This window comes from Ideonella aquatica (assembly GCF_018069755.1).
Taxonomy (GTDB): Bacteria; Pseudomonadota; Gammaproteobacteria; order Burkholderiales; family Burkholderiaceae_C; genus Ideonella; species Ideonella aquatica.
This window is the reverse complement of the sequence record NZ_JAGQDE010000017.1, coordinates 1-18,983: the sequence shown is the minus strand read 5'-3', so window position 1 is coordinate 18,983 and position 18,983 is coordinate 1. Positions and strand designations below refer to the sequence as shown.

The window sequence follows — 18,983 nt, the reverse complement described above, 5'->3', positions numbered from 1 at the left end:
TCCAGGGGTTCCAACCCAACACCCTGGAGTGCTCGATGGCCACCTACATCCCGAACCTGACGACGGCCCAGATTGCTGCCCTGTCGACCGCGACGATCGCGCGTCTGACCACTGAAGACTGGGCCGCCTTCTCGACCGCGCAGATCGTGGCGCTGACGACGGCGCAGATCGCGGCCATCCCGGCGGCCCGCCTGTCCGGCCTGTCGACCACCCAGATCGCGGCGATGGAAACCGCCGACGTGCGGGCCATCACCACCGCCGGCATCGCCGCGCTGACCACGGCGCAGCTCAATGCCATGACCGATGCCCAGATGGCTGCACTCAGCAATCTGCAATTGGGCAAGCTCAGCACCGCCCAGGTTGCCGCGCTGGACACCGGCAACCTCAACGCCCTGAGCACGGCGCAGTTTGCCGCGCTCAGCTCGGCCCAGATCGCCGCGCTGGGCACCGCCCAGGCCGCCGCGCTGCAGTCGGCTGACGCGGCCGCCATCGGCACGGCCGCGCTGCGCAGCCTGTCGACCGCTGCCCTGGCCGCGCTGTCGACCGATGCGATCCAGGCCATGACCACCGCGCAGTACCTGGCGCTGACCACCCGGCAGATCGCGGCCTTGGCCACCGACCAGATCGCCGCGATGCAGACCGCTGACCTGCGCACCCTGACCACCGCCCAGATGGCGGCGCTGGGCACCGCCGCCGTGGAAGCACTGACCACGGCCCAGGTGCAGGCCCTGAGCACGGCCCAGATCTATGCCCTGTCCACCGCCCAGGCACGTGCGCTGAGCACGGACCAGATGGCAGCCCTGGGCACCGCCCAGCTCAATGCCCTGAAGACCGCCGCGCTGGCCGCGCTGACCTCCGACCAGCTCGACGCGCTGACCAGCAGCCAATGGGCGGCGCTGAAGACCGCCAATCTGAATGCGCTGACCACCGCCCAGGTGGCGGCGCTCAGCACCGACGACCTGCGTGCGCTGAGCACCACCCAGTACGCTGCGATGAGCGCCAGCCGCATCACCGCCATGACCACCGCCCAGGTGGCGGCGCTGGAGACGGCTGACCTGCGCGCCATCACCACCCGCAACATGCTGTCCATGGGCAGCGCCCAGCTCAATGCGCTGACCACGGCCCAGGTCGCCGCACTGAGCACCGGCCAGGTCGCTGCACTGAGCACCGGCCAGTTCGCCAACCTCGGCAGCACCCAGCTGAACGCTCTGGGCTCGGCCCAGATCCAGGCGCTGACCACCGCCCAGGCCGCCGCGCTGACCACGGCCCAGGCTGCGGCCATGGAAACCGCCGACATCGCCGCACTGGGCACCGGCGCGCTGCGTGCCATCAGCACCGCGGCGATGGTGGCCATGGGCACCGAGGGCCTCAGCGCCCTGAGCACCGCCCAGCTGCGCCAGCTCACCACCGCCCAGACGGCGGCGCTGACCACCGACCAGGTGGCCGCCCTGTCGACCGCCCAGGTGGCCTCGCTGCAGACGGCCCAGGTCCGCGCCCTGGCCACCGACCGCATCGCCGCGCTGGAGACCGCCGACGTCGCAGCCCTGACCACCGCCCAGGTGCGCGCCCTGACCAACGCCCAGGTCGCCGCACTCACCAGCGACCAGGTGGCCGCCATGGAGGCCGCTGATGTGGCCGCCCTCAGCACCTCACAGGTGCTGGCCCTGGGCTCGGCCCAGCTCAATGCGCTGGGCACCGCCCAGCTGGTGGCCATGACCAGCGAGCAGGTGCAAAAGCTCAGCACCGCCCAGCTCTCGGCCCTGAGCACCGACAACCTGAACGCCCTGACCACCACCCAGTTCAGCTGGCTCAGCGCCACCCAGGCGGCGGCACTGACCACCGACCAGGTCGCGGCCCTGCAGACCGCCGACGTGGCTGCGCTGGCCACCGCCGCGTTTGCCGCCCTGACCACCGCCCAAATCGCCGCGCTGGGCACCGACCAATTGGCCGCGATCACCCTGGCCCAGGCCGCCGCCCTGACCACCGCCCAGGCCGCCGCGCTGGGCAGCGACCAGATGGCCGGCCTGCAGACCGCCGACCTGGCGCGCCTGAGCACCGCTGCCATCCGTGCGCTGGCCGCTGAGACCGTGGCCGCGCTCGATACCGCCCAGGTCGCGGCACTCGGCAGTGCCCAGGTGGCCGCGCTGGGCACCGCTCAGGTCGCCGCACTCACCACTGACCAGATCGCTGCCCTGGAGACCGCCGACCTGGTGGCCCTGGGCAGTGCCGCCATCCGCACACTCGACAGCAGCCAGATCGACGCCCTGACCACGGCCCAGGCCGCCGCGTTGACCACCGCCCAGATCGCCGCCTTGTCGACCGACCAGGTGGCGGCCTTGGCCACCGACGACCTGCAGGCCCTGGGCACCGCCCAATACGCCGCGCTCAGCACCGCCCAGGTGGCTGCGCTGGGCACCGAGCAGATCGCCGCGCTGCAGACCGCCGACCTGGTCAGCCTCAGCACCGCGCAGATTGCGGCGCTGGGCACCGACCAGCTCAATGCGCTCGACACCGCCCAGTGGCAGGCCCTGCGCACCGCGCAGATCGCCGCGCTGGGCACCGCCCAGGTGGCCGGTCTGTCGACCACTCAGGTCGAGGCCCTGACCACCGCCCAGGTGGCCGCGCTGCGTGCCAGCCAGGTGGCGGCGCTCGACACCGACCAGCTCGCCGCCCTGGAGACCGGCGACATCGCCCACCTCGGCACCGCCGCGATCGCCGGCCTGGGCACGGCCCAGGTGGCCGCGCTGGGCACCGACCAGCTCGCCGCCTTCACCACCGACCAGGCCCTGGCCCTGACCGCCACCCAGGCCGCTGCGCTGACCACCGACCAGGTGGCCGGCTTCGAGACCGCCGACTTGGCCGCGCTGAGCACCGCCGCCGTCGCCGCGCTGAGCACCGAGGTGGCCGCCGCCCTGGACACCGCGCAGATCGCCGGCCTGAGCAGCCTGCAGGTGGCCGCCCTGACCACCGCCCAGATCGCCGCGCTGACCACCGACCAGGTGGCCGCCATCCAGACCGCCGACCTGCGCGCCCTGGGCACCGCCCAGATGGCCGCGCTGGGCACCGACCAGGTCGCCGCACTGACCACCGACCAGGCCCTGGCGCTCAGCGTCACGCAGCTGCGCGCGCTGGACACCGACCAGATCGGTGCGCTGTCCACCGACAACCTGCGCGCCCTCAGCACCACCCAGATCGCCGGCCTGTCGACCACCCAGATCGCCGCGCTGGGCACCGAGCAGGTGGCCGCGCTGGAAACCGCTGACCTCGCCGCGCTGGCCACCACCCAGGTGGTGGCGCTGGGCAGCGACCAGCTCAATGCCCTGGGCAGCGCCCAGGTGGCCGCGCTGTCCACCGTGCAGGTGGCCGCGCTCACCACCGCGCAGATCGCCGGCCTGAGCAGCGACACCCTCAACGCCCTGGGCACCGAGCAGGTGGCCACCCTCAGCGCCACCCAGGCCGCGGCACTCACCACCGACCAGATCGCTGCCCTCGAAACCGCCGACGTCGCCGCGCTGAAGGTGGCCACGCTGCGAGCGCTGGACACCGACCAGATCGCTGCGCTGTCGACCGACGCCATCCAGGCCCTGACCACCGCCCAGGCCGCCCAGCTCACCACCGCCCAGGTGGCCGCGCTGACCACCGAGCAAGTGGCCGCGCTGGAAACCGCCGACCTGGCGGTGCTCAGCACCCAGCAGATCGTGCGCCTGGGCAGCGACCAGCTCAATGCCCTGGACAGCGCCCAGCTGGCCGCGCTCAGCACCGTGCAAACCGCCGCGCTGACCACCGCCCAGCTGGCCGCCATGGACACCGCGCAGATCAATGCGCTGACCACCACCCAGTTCGCCGCGCTGAGCGCGCTGCAGGCCGCCGCCCTCACCACCGACCAGATCGCCGCCCTGGAAACCGCTGACGTCGCTGCGCTGGGCACCGCCGCGCTGCGCCAGCTCAGCACCGCCCAGATCGCCGCGCTGACCACCGACGCCATCGCCGTCCTGACCAATGGCCAGGCCGCCGCGCTGTCGGCCACGCAGTCGGCGGCGCTGAGCAGCGACCAGGTGGCCGCGCTGACCACCGCCGCCGCCTCCCGCCTGAGCACGGCCGCGCTGGCCGCGCTGCAGACCGAGGCCCTGGCCGCCCTGGGCACCGCCCAGGTGGCCGCGCTGGGCTCGGCCCAGGTGGCTTCGCTGACCAGCGCCCAGATCGCCGGCCTGACCACCGACCAGATCCAGGCCCTTGAAACCGCCGACCTGCTGGCCCTGGGCAATGCCGCCATCGGCGCACTGACCACCGACCAGATCGCCGCCCTGGGTGACGCCCAGGTCAGCGCGCTGGCCACGCAGCAACTGGCCCACCTGTCCACCGACCAGATCCAGGCCCTGGGCACCAGCCACATCGTCGCCCTGGGCACCGCCCAGGCCCTGGCTTTGACCACCGCCCAGCTGGCCGCGCTGACCACCGACCAGGTGGCCGCGCTGGAAACCGCCGACCTGCGCGCCATCGGCCGCACCGGCCTGGTGGCGCTGGACACCGACCAGATCAACGCGCTGTCCACCGACCAGATCGCTGCACTGACGACGGCCCAGGTGGCCGGCCTGACCACCGCGCAGATCGCCGCGCTGGACACCAGCCTGCTCAACGCCCTGACCACCGCCCAGGTGGGCGCGCTGGGCTCGGCCCAGGTGGCTGCGATGGGCACCGACCAGGTGGCCGCCTTTGAGACCGAAGACCTGGCCCTGCTGAGCACCACGGCCCTGCGCGGCCTGGACGCCAGCCAGGTGGCCGCCCTCACCACCGAGCAGGTGGCGGCCCTCACCACCGCCCATGCCGCCGCCCTGACCACTGCCCAGGCCGCCGCCCTGACCAGCGACCAGGTCGCCGGTCTGGAAACCGCTGACCTGGTGCAACTGGGCACGGCGCAGGTCGCCGCGCTGGAAACCGCTGCGCTGGCCGCCTTGGGCACCGACCAGGTGGCCGCCCTCACCACCGCCCAGGCCGCTGCGCTGACCACCGCCCAGGTGGCCGCACTGGGCACCGACCAGGTCCAGGCGCTGGAAACCGCCGACCTGCGGGCCCTGGGCAGTGCCGCGCTGCAAAGCCTGTCGACCGACCAGGTGAGCGCGCTGGGCACCGACCAGGTGGCCGCGCTCAGCACCGCCCAACTGCGCTTCCTGGGCACCGACCAGGTGGCCGCGCTGGGCACCGACCAGATCGCCGCCCTGACCACCGCACAGGCCGCCGCCCTGACCACCGCGCAGATCGCCGCGCTGGGCACCGAGCAGGCCGCCGCGCTGGAAACCGCCGACCTGGTGGCGCTGACCACCACCCAGGTGGCGGCGCTGGGCACCGCCCAGCTCAACGCCCTGGCCACCGACCAGATGGCCGCGCTGCTGGCCAGCCAGGTCGCCGCCATGGGCACCGCACAGATCGCCGGCCTGAGCACCGACAACCTGGTGGCCCTGGGCACCGCCCAGTTCGCCGCCCTGGGCAGCGCCCAGGTGGCCGCGCTGGGCACCGACCACGCCGCCGCGCTGGAGACCGCTGACCTGGCCGCGCTGACCACCGCCGCCCTGCGTGGCCTGGGCACCGCCCAGCTGGCTGCGCTGGGCACCGACCAGATCGCTGCCCTCACCACCGCCCAGGTGGCCGCCCTGGCCACGGCCCAGGCCGCCGCACTGGCCAGCGACCAGATGGCCGGGCTGAGCACCGCCCAGGTGGCCGCGCTGGGCACCGCCCAGGTGGCGGCCCTGGCCACCGACGCCCTGGCCGCGCTGGACACCGCCCAGGTGGCCGCGCTGGGCACCGCCCAGGTGGCGGCCCTGACCACCGACCAGGTCGCCGCCCTGACGACCGACCAGGTCGCCGCGCTGGAAACCGCCGACCTGCGCGCCCTGGGCACCGCCGCGCTGCAGGCCCTGAGCACCGACCAGGTGGTCGAGCTCACCGCCGCGCAGGTGGAAGCCCTCACCACCACCCAGGTGGCCGCGCTCACCACCGACCAGGCCACCGCGCTGACCAGCGACCAGATCGTGGCGCTGACCACCGCCCAGGCCGCGGTGCTGACCTCGGCCCAGGCCGCCGCGCTGACCAGCGACCAGCTCGCTGCGTTCGAGACCGCTGACCTGGTCCATCTGGGTACCGCCCAGGTGGCCGCACTGGCCACCGACGCGCTCAACGCGCTGGGCTCTGACCAGATCGCCGTGCTCACCGCCGCCCAAGTGCGCGCGCTGGGCACCGACCAGGTGGCTGCGCTGGGCACCGATGCGCTCAATGCGCTGACCACCGCCCAGTTCGCCCAGATCAGCTCGGCCCAGCTGGCCGCGCTGGACACCGACCAGGTGAGTGCGCTGGAAGCCGCCGATGTGGCGGCACTGAGCACCGCCGCGCTGCGCGGCCTGGGCACCGACCAGGTGGCCGCCCTGTCCACCGACGCCATGGCCGCGTTGACCTCGGCCCAGGCCGCGTCGCTGAGCGCCACGCAGTCGGCCGCCCTCGGCAGCACCCAGATCGACAGCCTGAGCACCGGCGCCCTGGCCGCACTGACCACCGCCGCCCTGGCCGCACTGACCACCGACACGCTGGCCGCGCTGACCACCGCCCAGGTGGCGGCCTTGGGCGCCGCTCAGGTCGCCGCCCTGACCACCGCGCAGGTGGCTGCGCTCACCACCGACCAGATCCAGGCGTTGGAAACCGCCGACCTGCGCCAACTGGGCTCGGCCGCGCTGGCCGCGCTGGGCACCGACCAGGTCGCTGCCCTGACCACGCTGCAAGCCGCTGCGCTGTCCACCGCGCAACTGGTGCGCCTGTCCACCGACCAGGTGGCCGCGCTCAGCACCGACGCCATCGCTGCCCTGGGCTCGGCCCAGGTGATGGCCCTGGGCACCGCCCAGGTGGCCGCGCTGACCAGCGACCAACTGCCCGCCCTGGAGACCGATGACCTGCGCGCCATGAGCAATGTGCAGATCAACGCCCTGGGCACCGACCAGCTCAATGCCCTGGGCACCGAGCAGATCGCCGCGCTGACCGTGACCCAGGTGGCCGCGCTGACCACCGCCCAGGTGGCCGGCCTGGACACCACCCAGCTCAATGCGCTGGGCACCGCCCAGTTCGCCGCGCTGACCACCGCCCAGGCTGCCGCGCTCAGCACCACCCAGCTGGCCGCGCTGGAGACCGCCGATGTGGCGGCCCTCAGCACCGCCGCCGTGCGTGGCCTGGGCACCGACCAGGTGGCCGCCCTGAGCACCGACCACGTGGTGGCCCTGACCACCGCCCAGGCCGGCGCGCTGAGCGCCACCCAGGTGGCCGCGCTGACCACCGACCAGGTGGCCGCGCTGGAAACCGCCGACCTGCAGCGCCTGGGCGCCACCCAGATCGCTGCCATGGGCAGCGAGCAGCTCAACGCGCTGGGCACCGCCCAGGTCGCGGCGCTGACCACCACCCAGTCGGCCGCCCTGACCACCGCGCAGATCGCCGCCCTCAGCACCGACGTGCTGACCGCGCTGACCACCGCGCACTACGCGCTGCTCAGCTCGGCGCAGGCCGCCGCCCTGGGCTCTGACCAGGCCGCCGCGCTGGAGACCGCCGACCTGGCCGCGCTCAGCACGCTGGCGCTGCGCAGCCTGGTCACCGATGCGGTGGCCGCGCTGACCTCCGACCAGATCATCGCGCTGACCACCGCCCAGGCCGCCGCGCTGTCGACCGACCAGCTCGCCGCGCTCAGCACCGACCAGGTGGCGGCGCTGGAAACCGCCGACCTGCGCGCGCTGAGCGTGGCCTCGCTGCGCACGCTGTCCACCGACCAGCTCAACGCCCTGGGCAGCGCCCAGGTGGCCGCGCTGACCACCACCCAGGTGGCCGGCCTGACCACGGCCCAGATGGCCGGTCTGGACACCGCCCAGCTGGCCGCGCTGACCACCGCGCAGTTTGCCGCGCTGACCAGCAGCCAGGCCGCAGCGCTGGACACCGCGCAAGCGGCGGCCCTGGAGGCTGCTGACGTGGCCGCGCTCAGCAGCGCCACGCTCAACGCGCTGGGCACCGCCAACCTGGCCGCGCTGTCCACCGATGCGATCGCTGCCATGGGCACCTCGCAGTGGCTGACGCTGACCACCACCAACCTGGCCGCGCTGGGCTCGGACCAGGTGGCCGCGATCGAGACCGCCGACCTGCGCGCCTTGTCGGTCACCTCGCTGCGAGCGCTGGGCACCGACCAGCTCAACGCGCTGACCACCGACCAGTGGGCTGCACTCAGCACCACCCAGGTCGCCGGCCTGGGCACCGCCCAGATCGCCGCGCTGGCCACCGACGCCCTGAACGCGCTGACCACCACCCAGTTCGCCGCGCTGACCGCCGCCCAGGTGGGGGCGCTCGACTCAGCCCAGGCCGCCGCGCTGGACACCGCTGACCTGGCGTCCATCGGCAGCACCGCGCTGCGCTCGCTGGGCACAGCGGCCTTTGCTGCGCTGACCACCGAGCAGATCACCGCGCTGACCAGCGACCAGGCCTCGGCCCTGACCAGCGCCCAACTGGCCGCGCTGACCAGCGACCAGGTGGCCGGCCTGGAGACCGCTGACCTGGCGCTGATCGCCACCGCCTCGCTGGCCGCGCTGGGCACCGAGGCCCTGGCCGAGCTGTCCACCGCCCAGGTGGTGGCGCTCACCACGGCCCAGGTGGCCGGCCTGACAACGTCGCAGACCGCTGCGCTGACCACCACCCAGATCCAGGCCCTGCAAACGGCAGACCTGCGCTCGATGACCACCGCGCAGATCAGCACCCTGGGCACCGACCAGGTTGAGGCGCTGACCACCACCCAGGTGGCCGCGCTCAGCACCGCGCAGCTGCGCAGCCTGACCACCGGCCAGATCGCCGCCATGGACACTGACGACGTGGTGGCCCTGTCCACCGCCCACGTCGCCGCGCTGACCACCGCCCAGGTGGCCGCGCTGACCACCACGCAAATGGCGGTCATCGAGACCGTGGACCTGGCCGCGCTCAGCACCAGCCAGTGGCAGGCCCTGGGCACCGACCAGCTCAACGCCATGGGCACCGCCCAGCTGGCTGCGGTGAGCACCGCGCAGGCCGCGGCCATGAGCACAGCCCAGCTGTCGGCGCTGACCACCGACCTGCTCAATGCCCTCGGCACGGCCGCCTTTGCCAGCCTCAGCGCCACCCAGGCCGCCGCCCTGACCACCGACCAGGTGGCGGCGCTGGAGACCGCCGACCTGCACGCCCTGGGCAGCACCGCGCTGCGGGCCCTGACCACCGACCAGATCGGCGCGCTCAGCACCGAACAGGTCGCTGCCCTGGGCACCGCCCAGGTGGCCGCGCTGACCACCACCCAGGTGGCCGCGCTGGACACCGACCAGTGGGTGGCCCTGGGCTCGGCCCAGGTGGCCGCGCTGACCTCGGCCCAGGCCGCGGCGCTGACCACCGAGCAGATCGCCGCCTTTGACACCGCTGATCTGCCGTCGCTGGCCACCGCCTCGCTGCGCGCCCTCAGCACCACCCAGCTGGCCGCCCTCGCCACCGAGGCCGTGCAGGCGCTGACCACCGCCCAGGTGGCCGCGCTCAGCACCGCCCAGGTGGCCGGTCTGGACACCGCCCAGATCGCCGCGCTGGAAACCGCCGACATGGCCGCGCTGGGCACCGTCAACCTGCGCGCCCTGACCACCGACCAGGTGGCGGCCCTGACCACCGCCCAGGTCGATGCGCTGAGCGCCACCCAGGTGGGTGCGCTGACCACCGCCCAGGTGGACGCGCTGACCACCGAGCAGATCGTGGCCCTGGGCACCGCCGACATCGTGGCCCTGGCCACCGCCGGCCTGCGTGCCCTGGACACCGCGGCCATCGAGGCCCTGGAGACCCAGGACATCGTGGCGCTGACCGCTGTCCAGGCGGCTGCCCTCACGGCCACCCAGGCCGCCGCCCTCACCACCGCCCAGGTGGCGGTGATGGAGTCGGCTGACCTGCGCGCCCTGAGCAGTGCCGCCCTGCAGGCCCTGGGCACCGCGCAGATCGAGGCGCTGACCACCACCCAGTTCGCCGAGCTGGGCACCCAGCAACTGGCCCGCCTGACCACCGACCAGATCGCCGCCATCGCCACCGAGGACCTGCAGGCCATCGGCGCCAGCCAGTTCTCGGCGCTGACCACCGCCCAGGTGGCTGCGCTGAGCACCACGCAGTTCGCCGCCCTGTCCACCGCCGAGGTGGTGGCTCTGACGACGGCCCAGGTGCGGGCACTGACCACCGACCAGGTGGCGGCCTTCACCACCGACCAGATCGTTGCGCTGCAGACCGCCGACATCGCCGCGATGACCTCCGACCAGGTCGGCGCCTTCGAGGCCGAGGACGTGGCCGTGATGAGCGCCGAGCAACTGGACGCGCTCTACCTGGTCACCCCGATGGTGCTGGACCTGGACGGCAACGGCATCCAGACCGTGTCTGCGGCCCAGGGCGTGAACTTCGACCTGGCCGGCACCGGCACCACCCACCAGGTGGGCTGGGTGGGCGGCAACGACGGCCTGCTGGTGATGGACCGCAACGGTGACGGCCGCATCAACGACGGCACCGAGCTGTTCGGCACCGGCACCCGCGACGCCAACGGCCACCACGTGGGCAACGGCTACCAGGCCATGGCCCTGGAAGACAGCAACCACGACGGCGTGCTGAACGCGGCCGATGCGCACTGGAGCAAGCTGCAGGTCTGGGTGGACGGCAACCACGACGGCGTCACCGACGCCGGCGAGCTGCGCAGCCTGGACAGCCTGGGCATCGCCAGCCTGGACCTGGCCGCGCAGAAGGGCAGCGACGTCGACAACGGCAACCTGCTGGGCCTGGTGTCGAGCTACACCAGCACCGACGGCCAGACCCACGCCATGGCCGACGTCTGGTTCGCCAAGCAGCAGCCCGCGGCTGACAGCACCCCGCCCAGCCTGGGCGAGCTGCTGGTGGCGCCCAGCCAGGCCCTGCCGGCGGCGCTGACCGAGCACGCCGCGGCCACCGCGTCGCAGCCGGCCCTGCTGGCCGCCGTCTTCCGCCCGGAGAACGACGACCTGCAGCGCCACACGCCGCTGCTCTGATCCGGCGCTGAACCGGAGAGGGCCCGCTGGCGGACAGAAGTCCGCCAGCGGGCCCTTTTTCATGGCTTCAGCCGCGCCGGGCGCTGCCTAGACTGCCCGGATGAAAGTCCACGTTCTGTGCCCGGCCTCCTCGGTCACCGGCGGCCCCGAGGCGCTGCATCAACTGGTCTACGCCGGGCAGCGCCTGGGCTACGACATGGCCATGCTCTACCTGCCCGAGGACGACCCGGACCCCACGCCGGCCGTCTTTCGCATGTACCAGCCGCGCGTGGTCAAGGAGATCGTCGACAGCCCCGACAGCGTGGTGGTGGTGCCCGAGACCGGCACCCTGCAGCTGCTGGAGCTGAAGCACGCCACCCGCGCGCTGTGGTGGCTGAGCGTGGAGCACTACTTTTCGCGCGCCGAAGCCCTGCGACGCGGCGCCGCGCGCAGCCCGCTGGACTTCGTCTTCGACCCCCGCTTCGAGATCGTCCACCTGGCGCAAAGCGAATACGCCCGCCAGTGGGTGGCCGCCCGCGGCCCCAGCGCGCTGATGCTGACTGACTTCATCCGCGACGAGATCCTGGACCGCAGCCGCGCGCTGCGCGGCGGTGCGCGCCAGAACATCGTGGCCTACAACCCCAAGAAGGGCCTGGCCTTCACCCAGCAGCTGATGGCGGCCTCACCGCCCGAGGTGCAGTGGGTGGCGATTGAAAACATGAGCCCCGCCGAGGTGGCCCAGTTGCTGGGCCGCGCCAAGGTGTATGTGGACTTCGGCCCCCACCCCGGCCGCGACCGCATCCCGCGCGAGGCCGCGCTGTGCGGCTGCGTGGTCATCACCAACACCCAGGGCAGCGCCGGCAACGCGGTGGACGTGCCCCTGCCCGAAGGCTACAAGTTCGACGAGCGCCACCCGCTGACCGTGCCGCTGGTGATGCAGCGAATCGCCGAAGCCATGGCCGACCACGCCACCCACGCCCAGCGCCTGGCGCCCTACGTGCAGTGGATCGAGGACCAGCGCCGCCTGTTCACCGAGGAGGTGTTCACCTTCCTGGCCACGGTGGAGGCCCGCCAGCGCGCGCGCCTGCGCGACGGTCTTCCTGCCTGAGCGAGGCCCGAGCATGAGCCAAGACACCACCCCCGCCGTCCACCTGTGCGTGACCGCCCCCGCCGGCGCCTGGGCCGGCCTGCACGACCTGGAACTGGCCCTGGCCCTGCGCGACGACCTGCGCGCCCTGGGCCTGGCACCCACGCTGGCCCGCCGCCGCCTGCAGCCCGGCGCCATCAACTACGTGATCGGCGTGGAACACGGCTTTGATGCCGCTGCCGCGCAAGGCCACGCCTGCGTGCTGGTGCGCGGCACCGGCGAGGCCAGCGCCCTGTCCACCCAGGCCCGCCGCCTGCTCAAGCGCTGGCCCGTGCTGGACGCCGACCCCGCCGCCGTGACCGCCTACCGCGCCGACGCGCCCGAGGCGCCGCCCTACGCGCTGTGGCAGCCCGCCCCCGACCCCGCCACCCCCTTTCAGCCCACCCCCCAACGCCCGCTGGGCCTGGTGGTCGAAGGCCCGCTGAACGACCGCCAGCACGCCGTGCTGGCCGGCCTGCAACGCCTGGGCCTGCCCGTGCACCGCATCGACGTCCCCCTGGCCGGCCCCGAGCGCCGCGCCCTGCTCAGCCAGGCCCAGGCCTGGCTGGCCCTGCTGCCGCGCGACGACGCCACGCCCGACCTGATGGCCCTGCGCCTGGCCCAGCGCCACGGCGTGCCCGTGCTGGCTGAGGTCAGCAACCGTGTCGCACTGCCCAACGATGCCGCCCACGCGCACATCCGCTGGTTCGAGGCGCGGGCGGATGACCTGTTGCGTGCCTTGGCCGACGGCCTGGGCGGGCCGGAGTTCGCCGGCATCGCCGAGCGCGACTGGCGCAGCCGCTTGTCCGACGACCGGCTGGACGGTGCACGCGCCGCGTGGCAACTGGGCCAACAGGTGCGGGCGGCTGCACAGCAGGCCGGCAGCGCGCCACCGTTGCCCGATCGACTGCACCTGGACGACGGCCGCTCAGGCTACCGGCCGGGCTGGTTCAACGTGGGGGAGGGCGGTGATGCTGTCGGCCCTCTGGATACCGCTGCGCTGCCGCGAGGCGATGGGCAGTGGACCGTGATCGATGTGGGCGAGCGCCGGCTGGATGATCCTGCCACCGCGCCGCTGCTGGACAGCGCGCTGCGGCTGCTGGCGCCGGAGGGGCGCTTGGTGATGCAACTGGGCGCGGGCGATGCGCCCAACTGGGCCGAACGGCTGGCACCGTGGGTGGAGCGATTCTGGGAGCGCGGGACGCTGCAGCAGCGGTTGGCGCTGGAGCATGCTGGGGAGTTGGATGACGGCGGGATGCCTGGTGCCCTCGCCGGATTAGGCCGCGTACGATTAGTGTTCTCTCGGGCAGATACGTCTCTTGCCGAGCGAAGCCTTACGAGGGTCATGCTGGACGGCTTTGGCATTGACCGATAAGCGCGTCCCAGAAAATCGCAAGATTGCAGACTGAATGCAACTGATAAAGGACGCAGAGCCCAAGGCTGCCGTCACTTAGTGGTCATCGGAAAACCATCGACTGGTGCAACTTGACCATACGATTGAGATCTCTCCTCCCGTCAGTTGTCTCCACACTTTAGAATTTTCCCAAGACTTACCAGTCTATCGCGCTCTGATGAGACCTGCGACCTTGCGTTCGCTAAATCTGCTTTAACTTCATCGAGCAAAGATATTGAGGCATGATCTTGTGCACTAGCATTTTTCTTGCTATCGCCCTGATTTCGTAGAATATTGTCTCGACGCCATTCTAGTTCAGAAATCCTTCTTTCAAGAGCCTCCAACCTTAGTCTGGATTCTCTTATAGAGCGATTGGTTTCGTTTCTATCTTCCTCTTTGATCTCATTGCCCTTGTCCACTTTTTTCTTTAGGGTGGCAATCTCGACTTCCCTTATTTCTAGTTCTCTGTCTTTCCTCGCGCCGTCATCCTTCATTTGTATGAACTGCGTCACGTTCAAAATTAAGGAGCTAATGAGGGCAATACCCGCACCTAGAGTCTTATAGTCAAATTTGGAAAAAAATCCTATTAAATCTTGTGCTTTCATTTGAGCCAATTTCCTGAATTGCAATCGACCCTCGTATCTTCTGCCAGACCCAACGGTACGATTAGGGAAGGTCTGCACAACACACCGAGCGGCGTGCTGATGCGCTGAACTGATCGGCATGTGATGCTGCCGGTCCCGAATTCACCCGCTCTCGCAGGCCATCAGCCCCGAATGAAGCACCGGCATGGCTGTCTTCGCGAACTGCGGACGCACTCATGCCATCGCTCCGAGGAGTTTGCGACGCACCAGCCACAGGTTGGCCAACGCGAACAGCGTGTGCAGTTGCGCCGTGTTCTTGGCCAGGCCGCGGTAGCGCACCCTGGCATGTCCGAACTGGCGTTTGACCACCCGGAAGGGATGTTCAACCCGAGCCCGGATTCCGGCCTTGACCCGCTCCAGTTGCTCGACCAGACGATCCATCGGATAGCTGAGGTCCAGCGTCTTGCGCAAGCCCGGCCGCATAGCGATGTGCCAGGTCACGTCGTCGCGGGCGTCGTGCCGTTTGCCTGCGCCTTGGTATCCAGCGTCTGCAAAGACTTCGTGGTCGCTGCTGCGCACCAGGCTGTTGGCCTCGATCACATCGTTGACCGCGCCGCTGGTGCCCTTGACTGTGTGGACCAAGCCCGACTCGATGTCCACGCCGATGTGGCACTTCATGCCGAAGTACCACTGCTGGCCCTTGCGGCTTTGCTTCATCTCCGGGTCGCGCTCACCGCTGCTGTTCTTGGTCGAGCTGGGTGCAGCGATCAAGGTGGCGTCCACCACGGTGCCGCTCTTGAGCATCACGCCCTTGACGCTGAGCAGGTCGTTGACGGTCTGCAGGATCTGGGCAGCCAGCTTATGCTTCTCCAGCACATGCCGGAAGCGCAGGATTGTGCTCTCGTCGGGCAGCCGCTCGTCCCAGCCTTCCAGGCCTGCGAACTCGCGAAACACCGGCATGTCGTGCAGCGCTTCTTCCATCGCCGGGTCGCTCAGCGCGAACCACTGCTGCATGAAGTGAATACGCAGCATGGTCTCGGGCGAGAACGGCGGACGGCCGCGCTTGCCCTCCGGCAGGTACGGCGACACCAATGCCACCAGATCAGCCCAGGGCACGACCTTCTCCATCTCGTCCAGGAACTCCCGGTGCCGCGTTAGCTTGGCCGTCTGTCCCAGGCCCAGGCTGTGCTGCTTCATGGACCCTACCCTATCGTCTCAGGGCTTCACGTTGCCGCCAAGCATTGCATAGCGCGACTTATGCAAACCTTCCTTGACGGACTTTCATCCGACGCCCGGTACGACGTCTCTTGATATTTTGAAAAGAATCAATCAATCGATAAAATAACCAAAGCCGTCTAAACGGGGAAATGTCGACATAGCCTATCATTTTAATTAGATCAAAGCACTCATTCAAAAGAATAGTCAAGTCAAAGTCCTTTATCTGGGGCTCCTCCCTTTTTACATTTGCTATGATTTTCAGGATCACATCCTGAAAGGTGTTGTACCTAGACAAATACTTGTCTGGCTTAGAAATGCGATCTGCAGAAGAGGTGCGAGATGTCCACGCTTGCTCCCACTTCCATACTCTGTCCGGCATAAATTCCATTTGAGACTTTGCAGGATCTAGCATACGAATAGCGAGGTTCAGTCTAAGTCTTGTAATATCATAAAACGCGGGCCAGTTGCCAAACCTCGCGGAATCAATGAACTTAATTTGTGCCCCGCCCCCTGATGGGCAAACCATAATATTTCTGGCGTGGAAGTCGCCATGCTGTTCATATGCGGCTACACCCTCCGGAAAACACGTGTCGCAAAAATCACTCCAATTTCTTAAGGCGGTGCAGAGTTCCTCAAGTTTGCCCTGGGATATCTCGCCCACCAATGGAGAGTGTCCGACATGCTTAACGAAAACCTTATGGAGGCCATGGAGGTCCGCTGCGTTCGAGCAGCATCTTTCAACTTGCTCTTCTGATACACCTAGAATGCGGCTTGCTGGTAGTCGTCTGGAATCTCTTATGCCGGATCTGGATATTCGGTTGAGCATAAGATTTAGTTCGGCTAACGATGTCTTGAAATCGTTGTCTGACGCATCGAGGAAGGAGTGTTCAAGAGTGGTGCCCTTTAAATATATCTGATGCATTCCATAAACCGTTCTGCCTCCTAATGGCAATCGGTATGGTCCCTTGATGGACTGAAAGGCGTAGTCGAACTTTCCGGCAGCGTTAATGGCCTCAGCAGCGGCGGAAGCCTCCTTCTCGAGCGCAGAACGCGACTCCGAAAGCTTGAGTGCGATCTCCCGCACTCCCTTATCTGTGCTAAAGAAGATCAGAAGTACAGCCGCTCCTGAAAATCCTCCATTTGAAATAAAAATATGTGGAGGCTGATTGGCTTCAAACTTCTCACTTATGTAACTTGCAATCTCGTCAATTGCATGCATACCGAAGCGGGCACGAAACACCGTCAGACTAATGTTGTCCGAATCAACTGGAGCGCACGGTAGGAGTGGTAGTGTAGACTTTCTTCCCGTGCGTCGACTCCAGCTTTGGCAGGCCGAACGTATTGATGTCCAAAACCTATGAGAACCGTAGGGTCCTTCCTCCTTGGGGTCAATATCAGTGAGATCTCTCTTTGCTAGAAGCCCATCAACCTTGTCCTCAAGCTTGTCGGTGGCGGCGTCTGCTGAATTGGATACCACGAGAATAACGTATTGGTCCAGAAAATCGACGCTCTTTCGAATCTCCTCTATCCCAAGTAAAGGATTACCCTCTTCATTCAGCGCTAGATCGAGTATGAGCACCGTCATGAATGCTGTAGGGTCCCATCCTTTCTGCTGGAGCTCCGCAAGGGTATGCATTACATTCATCCAACGCGCATTGCGAAGGGTAGTTATTTGCGAGCCATCTGGCCAAATATTATCGTGCTCTACCCCTCCGTGGATAAGGTAGTTTCGATACTTGTGGATAACGGCAACCTCATCCTCAAGAATTATGAATCTGACTGTCTTCATCTGCTTCTCCGTTTGGCGATGGAAATCATTTCCTTGCGGCTATGCGCATCGGCGTAGGGTGCTGCGATTGGCATAGGCTATAGATTTTCATTTGGGCTGCTTTATAGGCTGAGAAATTCCGTAACGACCGATACAGGTAGATAACATTTGGTTCGCTTGAAGTCATTGTCTATAGAAAAATTTTCTAGGCGAGTTGCTATCATTATGAACGCGCCCGAAAGAAAACCAAAGCTCCCATGCGTAAGGCTGATTTTCTAGTGATGAGATATATAATTTGGGATCGCTGCCTGTTTAAGGTTGGCAAATAGAATAGAAACTGAAAAATAATCAATCTTGAAGTTCTGGTTTCGCAAGCTCTCAGGTGCTCTTGTTCCACCAACAAGGGTCCAGCACATCTGTCATCTGAGTACAAGCGGTTATGTTCTGTACGAGGAGGGGACGAGACTGCGCATTTCATCCGGGCTCAGGACCACTGTGGCAAGTTCGACTCGAACTGATGAAAGGTGGGGCATGAAGTTCGCCGATGTATTGCGCATACGTCCAAAATTGGCTGACATTAGACACCTAAGGAAGGTTTTCACAACACACCAAAGAGCGTGCTGATGCCCTGATCTGATCGGAGTGCGACGCTGCCGATCCCGAATTCACCCGCTATCGCAGGTCATCAGCCCCGAATGAAGCATCGGCTTGGCTCCTTTCGCGAAAAGCGGAAGCACACATGCAATCGCCCCGATGAGATTGCGCCGAGCCAGCCACAGATTGGCCAGGACGAACAGCGTGTGCAGTTGCGCCGTGTTCTTGATCAGACTTCAGCAGCGTTCCTTGGCTTCGCCGAAATAGCGTTTGACCCACCCGGAGCGGGTGTTCCACCCGAGCCCAGATCGTGGCTCTGAGCCGCTTCAGTTGCTCGACCAGTCGATCCATCGGATCGCTGGGGTCCAGCGTCGTGTGTAAGTCCAGTCGCACGGGGATGTGCCAGGTTGCGACGTCGCGGGCGTCCGCCCGTTTGCCGGCCGTTGGTATCCCGCGACTTAGAAGACTTCGCCGTCGCTGCTGCGCACTGTTGGCCGCAATCATGTCGTTGACCGAGCCATTGGTACCCTTTACCGTGTGGACCAGATCCGGCCCGATGTCCAACCCGATGTGGCACTTCATGCCTAAGTACCACTGCTGGAATTTGCAGCTTTGCTTCATCTCCGGGTCGAGCTCACCGCTGCTGTTCTTGGTCGAGCTGGGCGCAGCGATCAGGGTGGCGTCCACGACCGTGCCGCCCCTGAGCATCAGGCGCTCGGCTTTCAGCGGGTCGTTGACGGTCTGAAGGATCTTGGCGGCCAGCTGGTGGATCTTCAGCTCATGCTGGAAGCGCAGGATCGCGCGCTCGTCAGGCAGTGGCTCGTCACAGCCTTGCAAGCCTACGAACTGTCGAAACACTGGCATATCGTTCAACGCATCTTCCACCGCCGGGCCTCTCAGCGCGAAACACTGTCGCATAAAATCGACGCACAGTATGGCCTCGGGCGAGAACAGCAGGCGACCGCACTAGGCTTCAGGGAGGTACGGCGACAGCAACGCCAACAGATAGGCCAACGCCAAAACGTTCTCCACCTCCACCAGAATTTACCCACACCACGCTCGCTTGGCCTTCACACCCAGGCCCAGGCTCCGCTGCTACATGGTCCCTATCGCCCCAGGGACTATTGATCCGGCATTGAAATGTTGAACTTTTCCGGACGCGTAGAGTCTGACCCTGCATGGACAAGATCGACTCTCGAACGCTGCCGCTGGAGGCCCTCAACGAGCGCAGGCGCCGGGCGGTGAAGAT

The 18,983-nt window shown here is 67.6% G+C and carries 6 protein-coding genes and 1 pseudogene; 3 read left to right on the top strand and 4 right to left on the bottom strand.

The annotated features are described in order from the left end of the window. Positions 1–35 precede the first annotated feature (35 nt). From KAK06_RS17260 to KAK06_RS17250, 3 genes are all read left to right on the top strand, one after another. Complete coding sequence (locus KAK06_RS17260; protein ID WP_210803385.1) at positions 36–11,072, top strand: beta strand repeat-containing protein; 11,037 nt, start codon at positions 36–38, stop codon at positions 11,070–11,072. A gap of 100 nt (positions 11,073–11,172) precedes the next feature. Then, positions 11,173–12,159: a hypothetical protein gene (locus tag KAK06_RS17255; RefSeq protein ID WP_210803384.1), complete on the top strand. Its 987-nt coding sequence runs from the start codon at positions 11,173–11,175 to the stop codon at positions 12,157–12,159. A gap of 13 nt (positions 12,160–12,172) precedes the next feature. Continuing rightward, positions 12,173–13,552 (top strand): hypothetical protein, encoded by a 1,380-nt coding sequence (locus KAK06_RS17250; protein ID WP_210803383.1) that lies wholly within the window; start codon positions 12,173–12,175, stop codon positions 13,550–13,552. 140 nt (positions 13,553–13,692) lie between these two features. Here the strand turns inward: KAK06_RS17250 and KAK06_RS17245 are convergent, their stop codons facing one another. From KAK06_RS17245 to KAK06_RS17230, 4 genes and pseudogenes are all read right to left on the bottom strand, one after another. Next, positions 13,693–14,175, bottom strand: coding sequence for a hypothetical protein (locus KAK06_RS17245; RefSeq protein ID WP_210803382.1), 483 nt, complete (start codon positions 14,173–14,175; stop codon positions 13,693–13,695). Between the two features lie 213 nt (positions 14,176–14,388). Next, complete coding sequence (locus KAK06_RS17240; RefSeq protein WP_210803381.1) at positions 14,389–15,351, bottom strand: IS5 family transposase; 963 nt, start codon at positions 15,349–15,351, stop codon at positions 14,389–14,391. A 58-nt stretch (positions 15,352–15,409) separates the two neighbouring features. Continuing rightward, positions 15,410–17,161, bottom strand: coding sequence for a hypothetical protein (locus KAK06_RS17235; RefSeq protein ID WP_210803380.1), 1,752 nt, complete (start codon positions 17,159–17,161; stop codon positions 15,410–15,412). Positions 17,162–17,805: 644 nt separating this feature from the next. Beyond that, positions 17,806–18,778 (bottom strand): annotated as a pseudogene (locus KAK06_RS17230) (IS5 family transposase). Between the last annotated feature and the right edge of the window lie 205 nt (positions 18,779–18,983).